Below are 21491 nucleotides of genomic sequence, written 5' to 3'. Positions count from 1 at the left end.
GACGAGTTCAGAGGACATGGGTGAGGGCGCCGGAACCGAGCAGGATGGTGACACCGATGGCGACGAAGACCGCCGGGACGATCCAGTGTCCCCAGTGGCGGATGATCTCGATGACGTTCTCGTGGCCTCCGAGCCACGAGCCGACCAAGCACCAAACCACTATCCCGGCAGCGAACACGGTGATCGCGATCAGGGCCGGATCCGTGCCGACAGTGCGGAAGACCGGGGGGTAGACGGTCAGGTTGTCGGCTCCGTTGATGAGGGTGAGGGCACTGACCGACACCAGCCCGGTGGCTGGCGCCGCGGAGACCTGCTCGCCGGACTGGCGGGCCCGTGCGGCCTTGACCAGCCCCAGGGCACCCATGCCCAGAGGGATGAGGCCGAGCAGGCCGGCCCACGTGCCGGGGACAACATCCAAGGCGAGCGCGGCGATCGCCGAGGCACCGACCAGGACGGCGAATCCAGTGGCCTGCCCAGCCCAGATCTGCCACGGCTTGAGCGCGCCGGTGGCCCGGCCCGATGAGAACAGCACCGCCAACACGACCAGATCGTCGATGTTGGTCCCGGCGAACAGCCCCGCCGCCGTAAGTACGGTTGCCACGATGCCGCTCACCTCCGACGGGCCCGGCCCGGAAGCTTGCCCTTACTCGCGACGACGCGGATACCGGAGAACAAGTGTGGCCCAAACCAGAGGTCGGCGGCCACCGACTCGTCCTCCTGCTCCCATCAGCCGTGCCCGTCGCGCTCGGCGCTGGCTGGGTGGTAAACCGCCCTGCACCCTCTCCGACGCGAGGATTCCGGTGAAACCGTGGCTGGAGTCGCGCCCGGGCTCGGGGCGAGACAGTTCTGTGGCCCGCCGCCGGGAGACGGCAGCGGCGAACTCCGCCCCGGCACCTGGCATTCCGCGCTCTCTGTGCTCACTCGCCTGTGCCGCTCCGACCACCAGCCCAGCAGGGGGCCGCTCTTTCGGCTGCCCCACCGCCGCGGCGAAGCTGAGCCAGCGCCTTGCTTTCAACGGCTGACCAGTTGCGCGGCGGCTGCTCGCCCCCTCTGGACGGCCTGATAGTGACTTTCGACGGGGTTGGGCCGGGTGTGGGGGAAGAGGACGTAGGTGACGTCGCCGCGGGTGCCGCCGTTACCGGGGTCGGGGTCGATACCCAGGGCCGCAGCGGTGGCGTAGGACGCTTCTCCGATCTGCTGTCGGGGTCCGACATCGGCGAAGACGGCGTACTCGACGTGTCCGTTGTAAATGACGGCCGCCACGTCCCCCGGGCTAATGCCGGCGTCACGATAGCTCCAGGTGGGGTTGTCCGGTCGGGGAAGGACCACGTAGGGCGTAGTTGCTGCGTTGAAGGGACGCCCGTCGGACTGGTGAAAGGCGGTCTCGGGGGCGAAGGCGTCGCCGTCGGTGCTGCGGTTGCATTGCGCGGCGGTCCGCCCGTCGCAGTCGATGCTCATGCTGGAGCGCCAGATGTACGCGTTGCCGGCCCGACAGACAGGCACGTCAGCATGGCCGGGCAGGGAGGCCCGGAATGTTCCGTGGGACACCCGTCGGCAACTCCGAGCTGCATCGAGTAGGTCCTGGGCGGACGGCAATCTGTCGGCGGCCAAGGCTGCGCGCGGTTGTGCGTGCGAGGCGGCCGAGGGTGTGCTCGTTGCACCGAGTGAGGCGAGAGCGAGTGCGGCCACGACGACGTGACGGGCAGGGGAAGTGAGCATGGGCGTGCTGCTCCCTTGACTGGTGCTGTGTCGACGATGGGCCCTGTCTCTGAAGGGCAGACATCTTTTGTCGCATTTTGCGGCTTACGTGATGATAACTGACCGTTGCTCATCGGCCATTGACGCCCGAAAGGCGGGAGTGGCGTCCGCGGGTGTTGCAGCAAGTCCTCGCATCCGCGCCGTCTTCAACGGTGCCGGTGGCCCCCTGCGGGCCTGTGATGTCGGCGAGGCCCTCAACATGAACTGCCGCTGGAGAACGCCGAAGTGTTCGATGTCCGGCCGGCTCAGCTCGGTCATCGCGCCCGAGCCGGGCGACGGAGAACGCCGCCTGCGCGTCGACTGCCGGGACTCCAAGGTGACTCGTCGTCAACTGGTCGTCAGGGTTACCTGTCGGCAATGGGCTGTTCACTTCACGGATCTACCCGCATAGATGAATCAGTGTTGTCATGTAATTGACACTTTGACGATCCGCCGGAGTGCCCCTTCGACCACTCGGGAGGCCCCATGTCCCACATGCGCCAACTCGCCGTCGTCGTATCGTCCGTGGCCCTGGCCACCGGTGGCTTGATCGTCACCACTACCGGCACCGCCCAGGCAGCCAGCTGCTCGCAGTCCTACCTGCCGCTGCAGGACGCCGCCTGCCAGCCCGGCGCGCTCAACTCCGCGGTCAGCCAGTCCACGATCGACTCCACGATCTGCGTCTCGGGCTACAGCTCCTCGATCCGCCCGCCCACGAGCTACACCAACGCCCTGAAGGTGAAGCAGATCGCCGAGTACGGCTACAGCGACACCAGCACCGCCGACTACGAGGAAGACCACCTCATACCCCTGTCGCTGGGCGGCAACCCGACCAGCGAGCAGAACCTGTGGCCCGAACCCCGCTACGACGTCGGCGGCTACACCTCCGCTGACAAGGACACCGTCGAGTACAAGCTGTACAAGGCGGTCTGTGCAGGAACGATCCAGCTCACCCCGGCACAGCAGGCCATCGCCACCGACTGGACCACCGCCCTGCAGGCCGTCGGCCTGAGCTGACCCCTCGCCCCAGCGGCTCCCGCCGCACGCCGGACCGGGCGGCGGGAGCAACGAGTTCAGCCGTCTCCCGGCTGCTGGAGCGTCGGCAACAGGTCGGACGGCATCGGCAACTCAGTTGGTGGGAACGGGCAGGCTCTGCCATGCAGGGCCTGAGCGAAGACACCTCTACTTGCGGTAACCGCGCAGCAACAGCACCGCGGTCACCGCGATGCCCACGATCGCGACGACGAGAACGATCCGGAGCCCTCCGCCGGCCAGGAGCGGAGCGGCCATGTCGTGGGGGTGGTTCATCCCAGGCACCTACAGCCTTTCAAGTCGCAGAGTTCTGCTGTGTTTGGTGTACGTCAAGAGTGCGCCAGCCCTGTCATGGTCCCGGCCTCATCATGGCAATCAGCAGGGAATTCTTCTGCCATCGGCGCGGAAACTGCCCGGCGCACCCGGCCGAGCTGCGCATCAGATTGCATCGTCGTAACTACTTGCTTCATCGTGCTCGGCTGGTGCGGCAGGATCCTGTTCGAGCGCATCGCGGGCTCGCCATGCTCTTGACGCACTCGAACAGGGCCTTGCACGGGCCGTTGCGTCGTCTGCCCAGGAGCTAGCCCGACAGACTCCTTCGGCTGGTGGGTGCCCACTTCGACAGGCTGCAGTCGGACGAAGCAACCGGGTCCCCCTGGCAAGCTCCGCATCGACAACACCAGGATCAAGTCGGAGGAGAACCTCGACGTCAAGTACCTCGTGCGCTGCTCCGACCCCCACCTCAGCGCCGAGGCCATCGCCCTGGGGTACGAGCGGATCCTGGAAGTCGAGTGCGGTTGGCGCGACATGAAGCAGATGACCGACCAGCGGCGTCTACCACCGGCTCGGAGAACGCATCCGCGCCCACGGATTCCTCTGCTGGCTCGCCCTCATCCTCATCCGCATCGTCGCGACCCAGGCCGGGACGACCTGGACCAGACCCACCGCGAGCTCCAACGCCTCCACGCCAGGACCTTCACTGGCACCTTCCACCAGGTCACCGGCCTCACCAAGCCCCGGCGAGACCTGCTCGCCAAGCTCGGTCTCCCCCACCTCAAACAGGGCCTCGACCTCCAGCCCGCGCCCCACTAACCAGCCAGAACCCCACTGCCTGCAGAAGCGCTCTCCAGGCGGCCACACCCATGTCCGCCCAGGTCAGGCTCCAGATTCGATCCGGTCGACCGGTGGTTTTTGGAGCGGGCCGCGCCGACCGGATTCGACGAGTCGTTCGTCGGCTGGGGCCTCGAGGACCAGGAGTTTGCCTACCGGCTCGCCGGGCACGGTGCGCGATGGGCTTACTCTCGCGCCGCCTCGGGCGCGCACCTGCACCATGACCGCACGATGACAGCCGAGCGTTCGCCGGCTGGAAGGCCAACCTCCGCCGCTTCGTAGACAAGCACGAGGATGCCTCGGCACTGGAGCGTCTAGTACCGGGCATGGACCCGTTCCAGGAGGGCGACTACGTCGACGTCTACCGCCGGTTCGACAGCGGGCCGGCGACGGCGGACCTGACCGGCCTTCTCGTCGTGCGCGTGCCGGCGTCGGACGACCCGCTGCCAGCTGTCCAGCCGTACCGGCGGGTGCACGCGTTCACCCGCCGCTGGCAGGTGACAGGCTTGCTTGCCGAGCTCCACGACCGGCTGCGCAACCAGGTGCGTCAGAAGGACGGCCGTTCGCCGGACCCGACGGCCGCCGTTGTGGACTCGCAGTCACTGCGGGCAGCGGCGAACATTCCGCGCTCGACGTCCGGGTGGGACGGTGGGAAGAAGGTGCGAGGCCGTTATCTTGAGCCCACGCGAGCGTGTCCTTCATGTGCGTGAAGCACTCTGAAGTTCCCCCAACTCCCGTGGTAGATGCGGTTATCTGCCGCCGTCCAACACGGAAGGGGTGGATACGCGATGCGCGTACAGAGGGTGCTGACATCCGGGTCGACGACGGAGTCGTGGACGCTGCTGGGGCATGATCTACGGCCGGTCGATCCGGTGGAGTCGTTCCTGGCCTACCTGACGGCGATCGAGCGGTCGCCGAACACCGTCAAGGCGTATGCCCACGACCTGAAGGACTGGTGGGTCTACCTCGTCGGCCGCGACCTGGACTGGAAAGCGGTCGATCTGGAGGCGGTGGCCGCCTTCGTGGCCTGGCTGCGGCTGCCGCCCATGGCCCGGAACGGGGCAGTGGCGGTGCTACCGACGGTCGAGCACCACTGCACAGCCTCCAGCGTGAACCGCAAGCTCGCCGCGGTCAGCACGTTCTACGAGTTCCATGCCCGCAGCGGCATCGAGGTCGCCGAACTGCTGGTGACGATGCGTCCGGCCGGGCGGCACCGCTCGTCGGCCACCTCCTACAAGCCGTTCTTGCAGCACATCGCCTCCGGCAGGCCCGAGCGGACCAGGACCATCAAGCTCAAGTCCGGCCGCAAGCGTCCCCGTGTCCTGACCGCCGCCCAGGCCCAGAAGATCCTCGATGGCTGCGAACACCTGCGAGACCGGCTGCTGTTCGCCCTGCTCCTCGACACCGGGGTCCGTATCGGCGAGGCCCTGGGCCTGCGGCACGACGACATCGCGATCGCCGAGAAGCAGGTGATCGTGGTGCCGCGGCAGAACGACAACCGGGCCCGCGCCAAGGCTGGCCGAACGCGAACCATCCCGGCCAGCGCGGAATTGATGCGGTTGCACTCCGACTACTTGCACCGCGAGTACGGCGCCCTGGACTCCGACTACGTCTTCGTGAACCTCTTCGCCGAGCCACACGGCCACCCCTGGGCCTACCCGGCCGTCTATGACCTGGTCAGACGGCTTCGGAAGACCACCGGCATCGAGTTCGAGCCCCACCAATACCGCCACACCTATGCCACCTGGCTGCTGCGTCGCGGGGCCGGCATGGAGAACGTCAAGGAACTCCTCGGACACGCCTCGATCAGCACCACGATCGACACCTACGGTCACCTCACCGTCGAGGACGCCCGGCGCGCCCTGGAGAACGCGGGCTGGTTCACCGGACGGGAGGTGCGGCTGTGACACCTCATGCCCTGCCTGCCGGGCACGGCCGGGCCGGACTGCTGGAGAAGCTCCTGGCCGCAGTCCGGGCCGAGTTCCGCACCGAGATCTACCGTCCGGCCCCCGACGACCCGGTGTTCGTCGCCCCGGCCTGCGCCGTTGCCGACTGCGACCGCATCGTCAGCATGCGGGGGCTCTGCAACGGGCACGTGATCCGCTGGCGCCACCGCGGCCGTCCGGACATGAAGGAGTTCCTCGCCGATCCCGGACTTCCCGTTCGTGGGCGCCAGGCCCTGATGGTCTGCACGATCGCCGGTTGCCGTTACGGGAACTTCGGGAAAGGGTTTTGCGGCAAGCACTACGACCGGTGGGTTCGGGCCGGACGGCCCAGTCCGGACGTCTGGGATGCGCCGAATCTGGTCGCGCCTGGTGCCACAGCGGCCGAGTGCCGACTGTCGTTCTGCACCCTGTGGGCGGAGGGCCCGCAGAAGATCTTCTGCCGCAGCCACCACGAGCGGTGGGCGAACGCCGGCTGCCCAGATCCTGAACGGTTCGCCACAGACTGCGAGTTGACTGGCACCGCGCACATCGATCTGCGTAACCTGCCCCGTCAGCTGAGGCTGGAATTTCAGTACGGGCTGCAGTGCCGGGCCGACGCCCACCGCCGCACGACACCGCCCCGCATCGTCATGCAGGCCATCCGGCTCGCCCGAGCCGCTGGCGTCTCCTCCCTGCTCGACCTCGCCGAAGAGACATGGCGGCACGACGCGGCTTCGGGCCGGGTCCGGGAGCCGGTGCTGTTCCTGATCGAGGTTCGCGACGCCGTCGAGGTCCTGCGCGACGGCGCGGGCTGGGAGAGCGAGTATTCGCGGGATGTGTGGCGGCTGGAGCGACTGCCGGGCATCACCACCCCGGCCACCGCCACCGTCCCTCGACCACGCGTTCGCCTGCACTTCGAGCGGATCGACCAGCCGTGGTTGCGTGACCTGGCCAAACGGTGGCTGCGGCTGAGGCTGACCAGCGGGCTGAGCACCACCGCGGCGCATACCGGACTGGACGCGCTGGTCTGCTTCGGCGGCTTCCTGGCGCACATCGGCGTCGACCGTCTCGCCGACATCGACCGTCCGCTGCTGGAGCGTCACCTCACCCACGTCGTCTCCCAACCGGGCGGACACGGGCTGAAGAAGGGCCGGATCAGCAGCCTGAACCTGTTCTTCCAGGCCATCCGGCAACACCGCTGGGACGACTCCCTGCAGGGCACCGCCGCGTTCTATCCCGGCGACATCCCACCGGAGCCGGCCGCCACGGTCTCCCGACGGCTGGCCGAGCACGTCATGGCCCAGGTCGAGTCCGAGGCGAACCTGGATCGCTGGGACAATCCGTCCGGTCGCCTGATCACGCTCATCCTCATCCGCGGCGGTCTGCGGATCTCCAGCGTCATCTGCCTGGACTTCGACTGCCTCCTCCACGACGGTCAAGGCGCCCCCTACCTGCGGTATTTCAACACCAAGATGAAGCGCGAGGCGGCCGTTCCGATCGACGAGGAGCTCGAGCAGGCCATCCGTGACCATCAGCAGCGCGTGCTTCAACGCTGGCCCCAGGGCACCGGCGTCCTCTTCCCCCGACCGCACGCGAACGCCTCGGGACGGCTGCGGATGTCCGACGGCAGTTACCGGCAGATGCTCCGCCGCTGGCTGGCCACCTGCGACATCCGCGACGAGCACGGCCGGCCCGTCCACTTGACGCCCCATCAGTGGCGGCACACCTTCGCCTGCCGACTGATCAATCGTGACGTCCCTCAGGAAGTCGTACGCGTTCTCCTCGACCACGAATCGTCACGGATGACCGCCCATTACGCGCGGATCACCGACCAGACCGTCCGGCGCCGCTGGGAAGCGGCGATGAAGGTCAACATCAAGGGCTAGCGCGTCGCGCTCGACGGCGACGGGCCGCTCGGTCAGGCCCAGTGGGCCAAGACCCGCTACGGCGTCGCCACCCAAACTCTGCCCAACGGCTACTGCGGGCTGCCCGTCCAGAAGACCTGCCCGCATGCGAACGCCCCGTTGACTGAACGAACAGTGGGGATTGAGCAGTTCAGGGGGCACATGCGGCCTGCGGTCGCTACGGTCACCGGTCGTGATGGACGATGTCCCCGAGCGGGATCTGGCGACGTTGGTGGTTCCTCGGTGGGGCCGCCTGGTGGAGACCGGCGATCGGTACGAGCCCTATCGGCTCGTTAACCCCAATGGTGTGGTCGAGGAAGCGGTCACTGTCTACTTCCAGGAGCTGTTGGCAGCCGGGAAAGCCCCGTCGACGGTCCGTTCCTACGGAATGGATGTGCTCCGGTGGTGGCGGTTCCTGCAGGCAGTGGGCATTTCTTGGGACCGAGCGACCCGGGCAGAGGCCAGGGACTTCAGCCGCTGGATTCAGCTGACGGTCAAGCCAAAGCGAGCGCAGACTTCGACTCAGCAGCCAGTACAGGCGGCCAACGCGCCGAACCCTGTGACGGGGAAGCCGTCGGCCGGGCCCGGTTACGCGCCGGCCACCGTCGCGCACAGCGAGACGGTGTTACGACGCTTCTACGACATCCACCGCGACGCGGGGTCCGGCCCGCTGCTCAACCCGTTCCCGTTGGATCTCTCGCGTCGCTCCGGCCGACCACACGCCCACCACAACCCGATGGACGGCTGGAAGCCAGAGCGGGTGGGGCGCTACAGGCCCAGCATTCCGCGACGGATCCCGCGCTCGATTCCCGACGAGTGGTTCAACGCGCTGTTCGCCGCGCTGCCCTCGAACCGCGATCGGGCCCTGATCGCGTTCTGGATCTCCACCGGGGTACGCGCCTCGGAACTGATCGGTGTCCGTCAACGTGATGTCGACCCCGGCCAGCAGTTGATCAGTGTGGTCCGTAAGGGCACGCGGGCGGTGCAGCAAGTGCCGGCGTCGGCGGACGCATTCGTGTGGTTGCGCCTCTATCAGCAGGAGGTACACGGTCAGGTGCCACGTGGTCGTACGCAGCCGGTGTGGTGGACACGGAGATGTCCGCTACGGCCGCTGACCTATCACGGTGCCCACCGGATGTTCGAGCGGGTCAACGCCTCGCTCGGCGCTGACTGGACCCTTCACGACCTGCGACACAGTGCGGCCGCCCGGATGGTGCGCGACCCGAAGCTGACGTTGGCCGACGTGCAATGGGTCCTCGGACATGCGCATTTGTCCGCCACGGAGCTGTATCTGACGCCACGCAAGGACGAGGTCGTGGCCGGAGTATTGGCCCACCACGCGCGGCAGGCCCGTGAGTACAGCCAGCCGGTGCCGCCGCCTCCGGCGCCGGGCTACAACCCGGCGTCGCTGGACGTCTTGTTCGGCCGGCTGTCGTGACCGCCGTCGCCAAGCACGTGACTCGCAAGCCGTTGGAGGTCTCGAACGCGACGGAGGAGCAGGCCCAGACGAGGAACAGCCAGTTGCGGGCGCGTTTTCCGGCCCGGCTGGCCGAGCCGCGGTGGCCGCACACCGCACGGCCATCGGAGGAGACGCTGCGGCGCCTGACGGCGCCGCCATTTCTTCCGACGGTCAACGCCACCCGAGCCGGTCGTCGACGAGGTGTGGCCAAGCTGCTGCGCTGGCTGTCGAATCAGCCTGGAGAGACGTGGCAACAGCGGTGGGCGTCCAGCGGCGCGGAGGAGCTCCCTGGAGCCGCCTGGGTGGAGCTTCCGTTGCGTTGGCTGCGCGAGCACGGCACCTCGCCGTCGTATGACCGTGAGGACCTGTCCTCGGGACTGCTCATGCTGATCTGCGGAGACGTCATCCGTCCTGGTCTGCCGTGGATGCTCACCCGCACGCATCGATATCTCGCCTCCGTCATGGCCGAGGCGCGGGATCCCGAAGGGTTTGCGCGACTGCGCAAGCTGGCCGAGTCCGGGCCGACAAGCTCGCGCAAGGACGCCCAGATCGCCGCGACACGCATCGCGACCATGCTGGCCTGCAAGGGCGGGCTGATCCGCGACATCACGGTCGGCGACTGCGTGGAACTCGTCGATGCCCAGCGCCAAGTACATGCCCGCGGCGGGCAGAAGAAGGTCGATTTCTATCTGCGATTGCGGGCCCTGGGGATCTTCCCCGAGGACGCCCCGGCCACGATCCGGGCTTTCGGGCTTGCCCTGGGCCAGCTGAGCATCGACGAACTGGTGGACCGCTACCGGCTCCAGTGCCGGCCAGTCCGAGACCTGATCGTCGACTACCTGCGAGAGCGGCAGCCCTCCCTGGACTTCGCCAGCCTGGACGCGATCTCACGCACTCTGGCGGGCTTGTTCTGGGCCCGGATCGAAGCCCTGGCGCCGGGGACCGATTCGCTGCGGCTGCCGCCGGCAGTGGTCCGCGAGTGGAAAGCGGAGCTGAGGGTCAAGAAGCGCACCGTCACCGGGCTCGATGGGAAGAGCGTCGAGGTTTCCAGCCCGCGACTCAATGCCAAGGACGAGCTCATGCGAGTCCGGGCGTTCTACCTCGACATTGCGCAGTGGGCGGCAGAGGAACCAGCCCGCTGGGGGCCATGGGCCGTGCCCTGCCCGATCCGCGATGACGAGATCCACAAGGCGAAGGACCGCAAGCGGCGCAAGGCCCGGATGGACCAGCGCACACGCGAGCGGCTGCCTGTCCTACCCGTGCTGGTCAGCACCGCCGATCGTCGGCGACGCGCAGCCGCCAACCTGCTCCGGGCGGCGAAGAGCACTGAGCCCGGGGCCATGATCCCCGGCACCGACGGGGCACTACGCAGAGCCATCGCGCCCAAGGCTGCAGGTCACCTCACCTGGGCCGAAGAGACGTCCGGCGGACGGCGGCGGAACCTGACCTACGAGGAAGAGGAAGCGTTTTGGGCGTTCGCTGCGATCGAGGTCCTCCGCCTGACCGGCATCCGCAACGAGGAACTCCTGGAGCTGACGCACCACAGCGTCACCCAGTACCGGCTCCCGTCCACCGGCGAAGTCGTGCCACTACTGCAGATCGCCCCGTCCAAGACCGACACCGAACGACTCCTGCTGGTCAGCCCGGAACTCGCCGACGTCCTCAGCAGCATCATCAGCCGCCTGCGCGGACCCAGCGGGGGGCTCCCGCTGGTGGCCTCCTACGACGTCCGTGAGAAGGTCTGGAACCCACCGATGCCGCTGCTGTTCCAGCGCGACATCGGCTCCGAGCACCGCGCGTTCACACCGACCGCGATCCGAAAACTGCTGATCAATGCCCTGGCCGTCACCGGCCTGACCAACGCCGACGGCGAGGTTCTCACCTTCTCGCCCCATGACTTCCGAAGGATCTTCGTCACGGACGCCATCATGAACGGACTACCGCCGCATATTGCCCAAGTGATATGCGGGCACAGGCGCATTGATACGACAATGGGGTACAAAGCGGTTTATCCCGCCGAGACGATCGAGGCCCACCGCGCGTTCATCAGCCGACGACGAACCTCCCGCCCCAGCGAAGAGTATCGAACCCCGACAGACGAGGAATGGGACGCTTTCCTGGCCCACTTCGAGAAACGAAAGGTGTCCATCGGCACTTGCGCACGCGCCTTCGGAACCCCGTGCGTCCATGAGCACGCTTGTGTCAGATGCTCACTCCTCCGACCAGATCCGGCCCAACGGGCACGGCTCGTCGACATCCGCGACAACCTCATCGCCCGCATTGGCGAGGCCGAGCGGGAAGGCTGGCTCGGCGAAGTCGAAGGACTCCAGGTGAGTCTCGCCGGAGCAGTGGAGAAACTCACCCAGCTCGACCGTCGCCCCACCAGCCACGGCACCGTCGACCTGGGCATTCCCGCGGTCACCGGCCCCAACATCACCCCCCGCCAACTCCCTCCACCAGAACCGAACTGACCGCCATGACCAGACAACACGAGCCCTGACGCAAGAAGTTCAGAGGAGTGCCGTTTCTCCAAGCGAGCGACTCACTTCTCTGGGTCGATAGCCTGGCGGTGCGCGAGAATTATCCCCCCGAGCTTGCTTTCGGCTGAGGTGAGAGTTCTGTGCGACTCGACGGCGAAGCCAGCATCGTTGAGCCATGCAATCAGTTGGCTGTGCTGCCGCCGATGGACATAGACCTTCATCGGGTGCCCGCCATAGCCCTGGGTCTTCAACTGCGACTCATCACCGACGTGGAAGCTGAGTAGCAGCGGCCCACCAGGCTGAAGCACGCGCTGGAAGTGCGCGAAGACCGAGCTGATCTCGTCGTCGGGGACGTGGATCAGCGAGTACCAGGCGACCAGGCCAGTCATCGAGGCGTCGGCGAGGGCGAGGTCGGTCATGGAGCCGAGATCGAACCGGAGACCGGGGTAGTCACGCCGGGCCACCTCGATCATCCCGGGCGAAATGTCGATCCCGAACACGTCCACGCCCAGCTGATGCAGGTGAGCAGTGATCCTCCCCGTCCCACATCCCACGTCAGCAACCGGCCCCCCACCCTGGGCGCGCACCAGGTCGGCGAACAACGCCAGGACAGCGCGCTCCTCGGGTGTTTCATCCAGGAGGTGACGCGTCAGGTCTGCATAACCAGCAGCCACGGTGTCGTAAGACGTCCGTGTGTCTTCCAGCCAGCCGTCGGTGTTCGGTTCTATCCCCACGACTGCAGGCTACCCAACAGCCCAAACGGGCGGACCTCCTAGTTCAGAGAAGCCTGCCTGACCTGCCCGGTCTTCCTCACTGGCCCCGAGTTCCTGCCAGAACTAAAGGAACAGCGCACCCGCACCCTGACGCTGATCGACAACGCCACCGGCTGCGGGCACACCCGCGTCGCCGAGATGAACCAGCAGGTCGCCGACAACCTCGACCGCATGATCGGCGAGCTGGAAGACGGCCGGGACGAGGGAGAGGAGACCGCGGATGTCGGCTGACAACTCCCACCTCATCGTCGCCGCGGCCCGTCGCCGGTCCATGGCGACCCGCCGACGGGCGGTCGCAGCCCTGTGTCGCATGGACGCCACCGGCGCCGCGATCACCTTCGAGACCGTCGCCCGCGAAGCGGGCGTCTCCCGTTCCTGGCTCTACAACCAGCCAGACCTGAGATCCGAGATCGAACGCCTCCGAGCCCGCCACCGCGTCCCCGCAACGCGGCCTGTTCCTGACCGGCAACGAGCCTCCGACGCTTCCCTGCTGCGACGCCTGGAGGCGGCCACCAAGCGCAACCAGCAACTGGAGGCCGAGAACAGGGAGTTGCGCGAGGCACTCGCCCTCGCGCTCGGGGAACGACGCACCGCCGACCTGCCGGACCGACACCGCGACACGCCGAAGAAGAAATCTTCCGCTGTCATCGGGCCCTGCTGACGGGAGCCTTGAGGACACCGTCCACCACACATCGCCCCAGGTCAGCAGGCCGCAAGTCGCGGCAGCTCAAGATAACGGCCGTTGATCAGCTTGCCGCCCTCGAAGCCGCGGCTGTCGGAGCCGACGACCCCGTCCGCCTTCACCGACTGCGAGTCGATCACTGCGGCCGTCGGCTCCGCGTCGCGGCCCGCCTCCTCGCGGACCTGCGTACATAGCCGGTCGTGGAACTCCTTGACAAAGCCGTGGTCGCGCCAGCGGCGGAAGAACGCGTATACGCGATCCCACGGCGGGCAGTCGGCCGACAGAAGGCTGGTGGCCCACTGAATCAAGTTCGTGGCCAACTGTCCGATCAGGCCGCCGCCGTGGGTGTTATCCCAACTCTGCAGGCTGGCGGCGATGTCCTGTAGCTGGCGGATCTCCTTGGAGCTGATCTTGTCTGGGATGGGCAGCTGCGTCGGCGGTGCGAGTAGTGCGGAGAGGTCTACACATCCAGGGTTAACAGCCAGGTTGACTAGCGCCTTTCTCCACGCTCCCTACCTTGGACAACTCCACCAACAGCGCCTGGCTGGCGAACGCCGACCGGCCGCTGACGGGGTACGAGCGGATCTTCGGCGACGTCGGGACCGCGCGCTCGCTGCGCACCCGCGGCGCGATCGAGCAGGTGGCGGCGCTCGCGCAGCGGGGCGGGCTGACCGTCCGTGACCTCCAGGACCAGGAGTTCACGAACCGGGCGCCCGCGGGAGACCTGGCCGCGGGTGACGCGTCCCGGGCCTGTGCCGCGCTGCCCGGCGGCACCGCGACGGCCAGCGACGGCACGAAGGTCGACGTCGGTGCGGCCTGTCCGGTGCTCGGCGCCTGGGACCGGACCATGAGCACCGGTATCCGGGGCGCCCTGCTCTTCGACCGGTTCTGGCGCAAGCTGACGGCCGCGGTGCCGGCCGAGCGGCTGTGGAGGGTGCCGTTCTCGGCGGCGGACCCGGTGCACACCCCGAACACCCTGGACACCGCCGCGCCCGCCTTCGCCACGGCGCTCGCGGACACGGTGCGGGAGCTGCGGACGGCGGGCATCGCCCTCGACGCCCCGCTCGGGGAGCACCAGTTCGTGGTGCGCGGCGGCGAGCGCATCCCCGTGCCCGGCGGCTCGGAGCGGCTCGGCGTGTGGAACAAGGTCGAGGGGGTGTGGAACGCGGCGCAGGGCGGCTACACGGAGGTGACGACGGGCTCCAGCCACATCCAGGCCGTCGGCTGGGACGGCAGCGGGTGCCCGGTGGCCCGTACGCTGCTGACGTACTCCCAGTCCTCGAATCCGAACTCGTCCCACTTCAGCGACCAGACCCGGCTGTTCTCCGGTGAGAAGTGGGTGACGGCCCGGTTCTGCGAGCGGGACGTGCTGTCCTCGCCCGCGCTCCGGGTGGTCCGCGTGAGCGAACACTGACCGTGCGGTCCCGCTCGGGAACGTCTCCGGGCGGGACCGCACCGCTGTCACACCGGGCGGGTGCGGCCCTCCCAGTACGGATCCCGCAGTCGCCGCTTGTAGAGCTTGCCGTTGGGGTCGCGGGGCATCTCGGCGATGAAGTCGACGCTCTTGGGCCGCTTGTAGCCGGCGAGCCGCTCGGCGCAGTGATCGAGGAGGGCGGCGGCGAGCGCCGGGCCGGGCTCGTGGCCCGGGGCCGGTTCGACGACGGCCTTGACCTCCTCGCCCCAGTCGTCGTGCGGGATGCCGAAGGCGGCGGCGTCGGCGACGGCCGGGTGGGCGAGGAGCACGGACTCGATCTCGGCCGGGTAGATGTTGACCCCACCGGAGATGATCATGTCGATCTTGCGGTCGCGGAGGAAGAGGTAGCCGTCCTCGTCGAGGACACCCAGGTCTCCCACCGTGAAGAAGTCACCGATGCGGTTCTTGCGGGTCTTGGCCTCGTCCTTGTGGTAGGCGAAGCCGCCGGTGCTCATCTTCATGTAGACGGTGCCGAGTTGACCGGGCGGCAGCCGCTTGCCGTCGTCGTCGAAGACCGCGAGTTCGCTGATCGGCCAGGCCTTGCCGACCGTGCCGGGCTTCTTCAGCCAGTCCTCGGCGGTGGCGAAGGCACCCCCGCCCTCGCTGGCGGCGTAGTACTCCTCCACGCAGTGCCCCCACCAGTCGATCATGGCTCGCTTGACGTGGTCGGGGCAGGGCGCGGCGCCGTGGATGGCGTGCCGCATGGACGAGACGTCGTAGCGGGCCTTCACCTCGTCCGGGAGGGCCAGCAGCCGGTGGAACTGGGTCGGGACCATGTGCGTGTGCGTGCACCGGTGGGCGTCGATGACGCGGAGCATCTCCTGCGGAGTCCACTTGTCCATCAGGACCAGCCGGTGGCCGATGTGCAGCGACGCGCCCGCGAACTGGAGGACGGCCGTGTGGTACAGCGGCGAGCAGACGAGATGGACGTTGTCGTCGAACGGCCGGATGCCGAATATGCCGAGGAATCCGCCCAGGTAGGCCTCCTCGGGGGCCTTGCCGGACAGCGGGCGGCGGATGCCGCGCGGGCGTCCCGTCGTACCGGAGGTGTAGTTCATGACCCAGCCGAGCTCGCGGCCGGCGGGCGCCGACTCCGGCTGCCCGTCCAGGAGCCCGGCGTACGGCCGGAAGCCCTCGATCGCGCCGACCGCGTACCGGTGGGTCGGCGCCAGGCCCGCCTCGTCGGCGGCGGCGCGTGCCGCGTCGGCGAACCGCTCGTGGGCGATGAGCACCTTCGCCCCGGAGTCGGCGACGATCCAGGCGATCTCGGGGCCGACGAGGTGGTGGTTGACCGGGACCAGATAGAGGCCAGCCTGGGTGGCGGCCAGGTGGGCGGTGAAGAACTCGACGCCGTTGGGCAGAACGACGGCGAAGGCGTCGCCGCGCTCCAGGCCGGCCGCGCGCAGGCCGTGGACGAGCCGGTTGGCCGCGGCGTGCAGACGTCCGGCGGTCCACTCCTCGCCGTCGGGTGCGATCAGGGCCGTGCGGCCGGGGTCGTGCGTGGCCTGGGCCCAGAATCCGGCGGGGGGTGTGCTGGATCCCGCGGGGGGTGTGCCGGTCACCGGCCGCTCCTTCCGGCGATGCGGTTGATGCGGTCCACGGCCCGCTCGAAGCCGCGGGTGAGGTCGTCGAAGACGGCCTGGACGCTGCGCTCGCTGTTCATCCGGCCCACGATCTGGCCGACGGGCGTGCCGAGCAGCGGTTCGACCTCGTACTTCTGGATCCGGGAGACCGCCTCGGCCACCAGCAGCCCCTGGAGCGGCATGGGCAGGGTGCCGGGGCCGGCCGGGTCGTCCCAGGCGTCGGTCCACTCGGTGCGCAGCTGCCGCGCGGGCTTGCCCGTCAGGGCACGGGAGCGGACGGTGTCCCCGGACCCGGCGGCGAGCAGTTTGCGGGTCAGCGCGGGCGCGTGCAGATCGGCTTCCGTGGTGGTCAGCCAGACGGAGCCCAGCCATACGCCCTGGGCGCCGAGCGCGAGGGCGGCCGCCACCTGCTGTCCGCTGCCGATGCCGCCGGCGGCCAGGACGGGCAGCGGGTCGACGGCGTCCACGATCTCGGGGGTGAGCACCATCGTGGCGATCTCCCCCGTGTGGCCGCCGGCCTCGTATCCCTGGGCGACGACGACGTCGATGCCCGCCTCCTGGTGCTTGCGGGCGTGCCGGGCGCTGCCGGCGAGCGCGGCGACCAGGACGTCCCGGTCGTGGGCGCGGGCGACGACGTCGGCGGGCGGGGAGCCCAGGGCGTTGGCGAGCAGTCTGATCGGATAGTCGAAGGCGACGTCGAGCTGGGTGCGGGCGACCTGCTCCATCCAGCCGGTGATGCGCCACCCGGAGGCCTCGCCCTCGGCCAGCTCCGGCACCCCGTGCCCCGCGAGGGTGTCCCGCACGAACTGCCGGTGTCCCTCGGGGATCATCGCCTCGACGTCCGCCTCGGAGACGCCCTCCACCTTCTTCGCGGGCATCACCACGTCCAGCCCGTACGGCCGGTCGCCGACGTGTGCCTCGATCCAGTCGAGGTCGCGTTTGAGGTCGTCGGGGGCGGTGTAGCGAACCGCGCCGAGCACGCCGAAGCCGCCGGCCCGGCTGATGGCCGCGGCGACGGCAGGGAACGGCGTGAAGCCGAAGACGGCGTGCTCGACTCCCAGTCTCTTGCTCAGCTCCGTCTGCATGGGCGCAGGATGCCGCAGCCGCCGTGCCGACGGAAGAGCTTTCTGACGTTCCGTCAGATTCTTTTCACTGCCGGACGGTCACGGGGTGGTGGCCTCCAGCACCGCCATGGCCGCGTTGTGCCCCGGCACCCCGCTCACCCCTCCCCCGCGCACCGCGCCCGCGCCGCACAGCAGGACGTTCGCGTGCCCGGTCTCCACGCCCCATCGTCCCGTGCCCTCCTGGGTGTAGGGCCAGGACAGGGCGCGGTGGAAGATGTTGCCGCCGGGCAGCCCGAGGTCCCGTTCCAGGTCGAGCGGGGTCTTCGCCTCGATGCAGGGGCGGCCGTCGGCGTCGGTGGCCAGGCAGTCGGCCAACGGCTCGGCGAGGTGGGCGTCGAGCTGGGCGAGGGTGGACTTCAGCAGTTCCTCGCGTACGGCGTCGTTGTCCCGGTCGAAGAGCCGGGCCGGGGTGTGCAGGCCGAACAGGGTGAGCGTCTGGTAGCCGCGCTCGGCGAGTTCGGGACCGAGGATCGAGGGGTCGGTCAGCGAGTGGCAGTAGATCTCCGAGGGCGGCGCGTCGGGGAGTTCACCGGCGGCTGCCTGGTCGTGGGCGGTGGCGAGCTGCCGGTAGCCCTCGGCGACGTGGAAGGTGCCGGCGAACGCCTCGCGCGGGTCGGTGTCCGGGTCGCGTAGCTTCGGCAGCCGGGTGAGCAGCATGTTGACCTTGAGCTGGGCGCCCTCGGCGGGATCGGGTGCCAAGTCCCCTGTGAGCGTGGCCAGTTCCTGCGGGGAGGCGTTCACGAGGACGTGCCGGGCGGCGGCGACTCCCTCGCCGTCGGCGGTGCGGTAGGCGACCTCGGCGCGCTCACCGTCGGTGGCGATGCGCACCGCCTCGTGCCCGGTGCGCAGTTCGGCGCCCGCCGAGCGGGCCGCCGCGGCCAGCGCGTCGGTGAGGGTGCCCATGCCACCGACGGGCACGTCCCAGGCGCCGGTGCCGCCGCCGATGACGTGGTAGAGGAAACAGCGGTTCTGCACGAGGGACGGGTCGTGGGCGTCGGCGAAGGTGCCGATGAGGGCGTCGGTGAGGACCACGCCCCGCACCAGGTCGTCGGCGAAGTTCTCCTCGACGGCGACACCGATCGGCTCCTCGAACAGCGCGCGCCAGGCGGTCTCGTCGTCGACGCGTCGGCGCAGTTCGTCCCGGGTGGGCAGGGGCTCGGTGAGGGTCGGGAAGACGCGCTCGGCGACGCGGGCGGTCCTGCCGTAGAAGCGCTGCCAGGCCGCGTACTCGCGCTCGCCGCCGGTCAGCCGGGCGAAGGCCGCCCGGGTGCGCTCCTCGCCCCCGCCGACGAGGAGTCCGGTCGGCCGGCCGTCCCGTTCGGCGGGGGTGTACGAGGAGATGGTGCGCGAGCGTACCCGGAAGTCGAGGCCGAGATCGCGCACGATCTTCTGCGGCAGCAGGCTGACCAGGTAGGAGTAGCGCGACAGCCGGGCGTCGACGCCGGTGAAGGCACGGGTGGACACGGCGGCACCGCCGGTGTGTCCCAGCCGCTCCAGCACCAGGACGGAGCGGCCCGCCCGGGCCAGGTAGGCGGCGGCGACCAGGCCATTGTGTCCGCCGCCGACGATGACGGCGTCGTAGCTGCGGGTTCCCTCGGTGGCAGGCATGGTCCTTCGTAACACGTACTGATCCACGGCGACCAGAGGCACGCTCCGGCCGAGGTCAGGCCCGGCTGACGCGGCCGCACCGGGGCCGGGCACGGCGGAGGACGGGCACGGCGGAGGGCGGGCACAGCGGAAGCCGGGCACGGCGGAGTCCGGGCACCGCCGGAGATCAAGTACGGCCGGAGATCAAGCACGGCCGGGAGGAGGTACCGTCAGCGGCCAGATGCAGCCGGAGGTCAAGCGCCGCCGGAGACCAGGCATCGCCAGAGCCCGGGCGCTCCCTGAGACCTGGCACTGCCGGAGGCGGACACCACCAGAAACCGGGCACCGCCACAAGCCAGGCGCCGCCACAGCCACGCTCCCCCGGAGACCGCGCGCTCCCGGAGCTCCGGCACCGCCGGAGACCAGGCGCCGCGGAGGCCAAGCACCACCAGAGCCCGGGCACCACCAGAGCCCGGGCCCCCCGGAGGCCAGGCACCACCCGGGCCCAAGCACTCGCGGAGACCAAGCCCCCCGGAGACCAAGCACCGCCAGGAGCCACGCACTCCCCGCGAACCGGTGGCACCGTCAGAGCCCAAGCGTCCCGGGAACCAAGCGTCGTCGAAGGTCAAGCACTGCCGGGCGCGAGCCGTTGGCGGAGCACTGCGACCCGGCGGTACAGCTCGCCCGCCTCGGTGCCCCGGCCGAGGCGCTCCAGGCAGTGGGCCTCGTCGTTGCGACTGGCGAGGGTGTCGGGGTGGTCGGGGCCGAGGACGCGCTCACGGGCGGCGGCGACCCGGCGGTACCCGGCGAGGGCCTCGCCCCACCGGCCCAGCCAGCCCAGGGCCACCGCGACCTCCCGGTGGCTGACGAGCGCGTCCGGGTGGGCGGGCCCGAGGGCCTGCTCGCGCAGCAGGCACACGTCGCGGGCCTCGGCCAGGGCCTCCTCCCAGCGGCCGAGCCGGCCGAGGTTGACCCCGAGGCCGTGCCGGGCACGCAGGGTGTCGGGGTGGTCCGGCCCCAGGACGCGGGTGCGGTCCTCGATCAGTTCGCGGTACAGCCGCAGGGCGTCCGTGCTGCGGCCCAGCCGGCCGAGGCTGAGCGCCGTCTCGTAGCGGGCGGCGAGGGTGTCGGCGTGGTCCGGACCGAGTACCCGCGCCCGGGTCGCGGCGACCTCTCGGTACAGCGCGAGAGCCTTCTCCCAGCGTCCCAACTGCCCCTGCGCATAGGCGACTTCGCAGTGCGAGACCAAGGTGTCCGGATGGTCCGCACCGAGCACGCGCGCCCGCGCCGCCGCCACGTCGAGGGCCGTGCGCAGCGCGTCGTCCAGGCGGCCCAGTCTGCCGAGGGTGCAGGCGAGATTGTGCCCGCAGCGCAGCGTGTCCGGGTGATCGGGGCCCATGGCCCGCACCCGTGCGGCCAGCACGGCGGCGTACACCTGGTGGGCCTCGAAGTGGCGGCCCAGCCGACCGAGGACGTAGGCGGTCTCCTGGCGGGCGGCGAGCGTGTCGGGGTGGTCGGCGCCGAACACGCGCGCTCTCGCCTCGGCGACGTCCGTGTAGGCCGCCAGCGCGTCGGTGAAACGGCCGCCGCGAACGAGGCGCTCCGCGGCGAGGGTCGTGGTCGTGGACCGTCGATCGTCCACGGGCGCGTCGGGGCCGCCGGGGACGTCGGGGCCGGTCGCGCCCACGCGTCGGTCGCCGCTCGCCGGGCGCGACCGCGCGCTCGTTCCGGGCGCCTCCGGTGCGCCGGCCCGGGCCGGTACGCGCCCCGCCCTGATCCGGCGGACCAACTCCCCGGCGTCGTACGGCCGTTCCTCCGGTCGTTTGGCGAGCAGGTCGAGGATGATCTCCTCCAGGTGGGCGGGCAGTTCGGGACGCAGTTCGCGCAGCGGCCGCGGCGGGGTGTCCCGGTGCCCGATGAGGATCGCCCAGGCGTCCGGCAGGTCGAACGGCGGCGCCCCGGTGGCGATTTCGTACAGCACGCAGCCCAGCGAGTACAGGTCGCTGCGCCGGTCCACCTCGCCGCCGCCGATCTGTTCCGGGGACATGTAGTGCGGGGTGCCCAGGGCGACGCCGGTGCCGGTCAGCCGGGCCGTGAGGCCGATGTCCTGGCCGAGGCGGGCGATGCCGAAGTCACAGATCTTCACGGTGCCGTCGGCCAGCCGCACGATGTTCGCGGGCTTCAGGTCCCGGTGGACGATGCCGCGTTGATGGGTGTAGGCGAGGGCGGCGGCGATCTGGTCGGCGATGTCCGCCACCTCGTCCACGGGCAGCGGATGCCCCTTGTTCTCCTCCAGCATGCGGCTCAGGTCGCGGCCGTCCAGCAGCTCCATCACCAGGTACGGCATACCGTCGCACTCGCCGAAGTCGTGGACGACGGTCACCCCGCGGTGCGAGAGCGCGGCGGCCACCCGGGCCTCGCGGCGGAACCGCTCCCGCAGCACTCCGGAGAGGGCCGCATCGTGGTAAGGCCCCAGCGGTTTGAGGCACTTCACCGCGACCTGCCGGCCCAGGGACTCGTCCCGGGCCCGCCACACCTCGCCCATCCCGCCCCGCCCGAGCAGTTCGAGCAGCCGGTACCGGCCCTGAACGAGCCTGTTCTCCCCCATCGCGATCCGCCGC

At 69.6% G+C, this 21491-nt stretch carries 18 protein-coding genes and 1 pseudogene; 10 read left to right on the top strand and 9 right to left on the bottom strand.

Features of this window, described 5'->3' with window-relative positions:
- Positions 1-7: 7 nt before the first annotated feature.
- Together ACFC8N_RS43485 and ACFC8N_RS43480 are read right to left on the bottom strand one after the other, a co-directional pair.
- Positions 8-601 carry a cadmium resistance transporter gene (locus tag ACFC8N_RS43485; RefSeq protein WP_376295226.1) on the bottom strand — a complete coding sequence of 198 codons (594 nt, stop codon included), beginning with the start codon at positions 599-601 and terminating at the stop codon, positions 8-10.
- A 410-nt stretch (positions 602-1011) separates the two neighbouring features.
- Positions 1012-1503: a glycoside hydrolase family 75 protein gene (locus ACFC8N_RS43480; RefSeq protein ID WP_376295225.1), complete on the bottom strand. Its 492-nt coding sequence runs from the start codon at positions 1501-1503 to the stop codon at positions 1012-1014.
- A 720-nt stretch (positions 1504-2223) separates the two neighbouring features.
- On the opposite strand from ACFC8N_RS43480, the gene ACFC8N_RS43475 reads away from it, so the two are divergent.
- Positions 2224-2754: a hypothetical protein gene (locus tag ACFC8N_RS43475; RefSeq protein ID WP_356036657.1), complete on the top strand. Its 531-nt coding sequence runs from the start codon at positions 2224-2226 to the stop codon at positions 2752-2754.
- A 165-nt stretch (positions 2755-2919) separates the two neighbouring features.
- Here the strand turns inward: ACFC8N_RS43475 and ACFC8N_RS43470 are convergent, their stop codons facing one another.
- Positions 2920-3045, bottom strand: coding sequence for a hypothetical protein (locus ACFC8N_RS43470; protein ID WP_356036656.1), 126 nt, complete (start codon positions 3043-3045; stop codon positions 2920-2922).
- A gap of 333 nt (positions 3046-3378) precedes the next feature.
- Here ACFC8N_RS43470 and ACFC8N_RS43465 point away from each other — a divergent pair, with 333 nt between their 5' ends.
- From ACFC8N_RS43465 to ACFC8N_RS43435, 7 genes are all read left to right on the top strand, one after another.
- The gene (locus ACFC8N_RS43465; protein WP_376295223.1) at positions 3379-3861 is read left to right on the top strand and encodes a hypothetical protein; all 483 of its coding nucleotides are present in this window, start codon (positions 3379-3381) and stop codon (positions 3859-3861) included.
- Between the two features lie 99 nt (positions 3862-3960).
- The gene (locus ACFC8N_RS43460; protein WP_376295222.1) at positions 3961-4161 is read left to right on the top strand and encodes a galactosyltransferase-related protein; all 201 of its coding nucleotides are present in this window, start codon (positions 3961-3963) and stop codon (positions 4159-4161) included.
- A 44-nt stretch (positions 4162-4205) separates the two neighbouring features.
- The gene (locus tag ACFC8N_RS43455) at positions 4206-4589 is read left to right on the top strand and encodes a hypothetical protein (protein ID WP_376295221.1); all 384 of its coding nucleotides are present in this window, start codon (positions 4206-4208) and stop codon (positions 4587-4589) included.
- Between the two features lie 78 nt (positions 4590-4667).
- Complete coding sequence (locus ACFC8N_RS43450) at positions 4668-5786, top strand: tyrosine-type recombinase/integrase (protein WP_376295219.1); 1119 nt, start codon at positions 4668-4670, stop codon at positions 5784-5786.
- Positions 5783-7690 carry a tyrosine-type recombinase/integrase gene (locus ACFC8N_RS43445; RefSeq protein WP_376295218.1) on the top strand — a complete coding sequence of 636 codons (1908 nt, stop codon included), beginning with the start codon at positions 5783-5785 and terminating at the stop codon, positions 7688-7690. Before ACFC8N_RS43450 ends, ACFC8N_RS43445 begins: the two co-directional genes overlap by 4 nt.
- Before the next feature lie 214 nt (positions 7691-7904).
- Positions 7905-9146: a tyrosine-type recombinase/integrase gene (locus ACFC8N_RS43440; protein ID WP_376295251.1), complete on the top strand. Its 1242-nt coding sequence runs from the start codon at positions 7905-7907 to the stop codon at positions 9144-9146.
- A complete protein-coding gene (locus tag ACFC8N_RS43435; RefSeq protein ID WP_376295217.1) occupies positions 9143-11638 on the top strand; it encodes a tyrosine-type recombinase/integrase in 2496 nt (831 codons plus the stop codon). The genes ACFC8N_RS43440 and ACFC8N_RS43435 overlap by 4 nt, the downstream gene beginning before the upstream one ends.
- 71 nt (positions 11639-11709) lie before the next feature.
- On the opposite strand, the gene ACFC8N_RS43430 is transcribed toward ACFC8N_RS43435, so the two are convergent.
- A complete protein-coding gene (locus ACFC8N_RS43430) occupies positions 11710-12381 on the bottom strand; it encodes a class I SAM-dependent methyltransferase (RefSeq protein WP_376295215.1) in 672 nt (223 codons plus the stop codon).
- A gap of 259 nt (positions 12382-12640) precedes the next feature.
- Between ACFC8N_RS43430 and ACFC8N_RS43425 the strand changes: the two genes are divergently transcribed.
- Positions 12641-13081: a DUF6262 family protein gene (locus ACFC8N_RS43425; protein WP_376295214.1), complete on the top strand. Its 441-nt coding sequence runs from the start codon at positions 12641-12643 to the stop codon at positions 13079-13081.
- Positions 13082-13122: 41 nt separating this feature from the next.
- Here ACFC8N_RS43425 and ACFC8N_RS43420 read toward each other — a convergent pair whose 3' ends face one another.
- Complete coding sequence (locus tag ACFC8N_RS43420) at positions 13123-13422, bottom strand: hypothetical protein (RefSeq protein ID WP_376295213.1); 300 nt, start codon at positions 13420-13422, stop codon at positions 13123-13125.
- Between the two features lie 203 nt (positions 13423-13625).
- Between ACFC8N_RS43420 and ACFC8N_RS43415 the strand changes: the two are divergent.
- Positions 13626-14516: pseudogene (locus ACFC8N_RS43415) on the top strand (penicillin acylase family protein); the annotation flags it as partial.
- A gap of 47 nt (positions 14517-14563) precedes the next feature.
- On the opposite strand, the gene ACFC8N_RS43410 reads toward ACFC8N_RS43415, so the two are convergent.
- The 4 genes from ACFC8N_RS43410 to ACFC8N_RS43395 all read right to left on the bottom strand — a co-directional run bounded on the left by ACFC8N_RS43410 (position 14564) and on the right by ACFC8N_RS43395 (position 21478).
- On the bottom strand, positions 14564-16138 hold the full coding sequence (locus tag ACFC8N_RS43410) for an acyl-CoA synthetase (RefSeq protein WP_362822950.1): 1575 nt from the start codon (positions 16136-16138) through the stop codon (positions 14564-14566).
- Positions 16135-17244 carry an NAD(P)H-dependent flavin oxidoreductase gene (locus ACFC8N_RS43405; protein WP_376295212.1) on the bottom strand — a complete coding sequence of 370 codons (1110 nt, stop codon included), beginning with the start codon at positions 17242-17244 and terminating at the stop codon, positions 16135-16137. The genes ACFC8N_RS43410 and ACFC8N_RS43405 overlap by 4 nt, the downstream gene beginning before the upstream one ends.
- A gap of 78 nt (positions 17245-17322) precedes the next feature.
- Positions 17323-18891 (bottom strand): phytoene desaturase family protein, encoded by a 1569-nt coding sequence (locus tag ACFC8N_RS43400; protein ID WP_376295211.1) that lies wholly within the window; start codon positions 18889-18891, stop codon positions 17323-17325.
- 604 nt (positions 18892-19495) lie between these two features.
- Entirely contained in the window at positions 19496-21478 is a 1983-nt protein-coding gene (locus tag ACFC8N_RS43395; RefSeq protein ID WP_376295210.1) for a tetratricopeptide repeat protein, read from the bottom strand.
- Between the last annotated feature and the right edge of the window lie 13 nt (positions 21479-21491).

This window comes from Streptomyces sp. NPDC055966, assembly GCF_042269865.1.
In the GTDB taxonomy this organism is placed as follows: Bacteria; Actinomycetota; Actinomycetes; order Streptomycetales; family Streptomycetaceae; genus Streptomyces.
This window is presented reverse-complemented; position numbering and strand designations above follow the sequence as displayed.

Excerpts from the sequence above, each read along its gene's own strand:
- ACFC8N_RS43475 (WP_356036657.1), top strand. The coding sequence starts at position 2,224 with ATGTCCCACATGCGCCAACTCGCCGTCGTCGTATCGTCCGTGGCCCTG.
- ACFC8N_RS43470 (WP_356036656.1), bottom strand. The coding sequence starts at position 3,045 with ATGAACCACCCCCACGACATGGCCGCTCCGCTCCTGGCCGGCGGAGGG.
- ACFC8N_RS43455 (WP_376295221.1), top strand. The coding sequence starts at position 4,206 with ATGGACCCGTTCCAGGAGGGCGACTACGTCGACGTCTACCGCCGGTTC.
- ACFC8N_RS43450 (WP_376295219.1), top strand. The coding sequence starts at position 4,668 with ATGCGCGTACAGAGGGTGCTGACATCCGGGTCGACGACGGAGTCGTGG.
- ACFC8N_RS43440 (WP_376295251.1), top strand. The coding sequence starts at position 7,905 with ATGGACGATGTCCCCGAGCGGGATCTGGCGACGTTGGTGGTTCCTCGG.
- ACFC8N_RS43425 (WP_376295214.1), top strand. The coding sequence starts at position 12,641 with ATGTCGGCTGACAACTCCCACCTCATCGTCGCCGCGGCCCGTCGCCGG.
- ACFC8N_RS43405 (WP_376295212.1), bottom strand. The coding sequence starts at position 17,244 with ATGCAGACGGAGCTGAGCAAGAGACTGGGAGTCGAGCACGCCGTCTTC.
- ACFC8N_RS43400 (WP_376295211.1), bottom strand. The coding sequence starts at position 18,891 with ATGCCTGCCACCGAGGGAACCCGCAGCTACGACGCCGTCATCGTCGGC.
- ACFC8N_RS43395 (WP_376295210.1), bottom strand. The coding sequence starts at position 21,478 with ATGGGGGAGAACAGGCTCGTTCAGGGCCGGTACCGGCTGCTCGAACTG.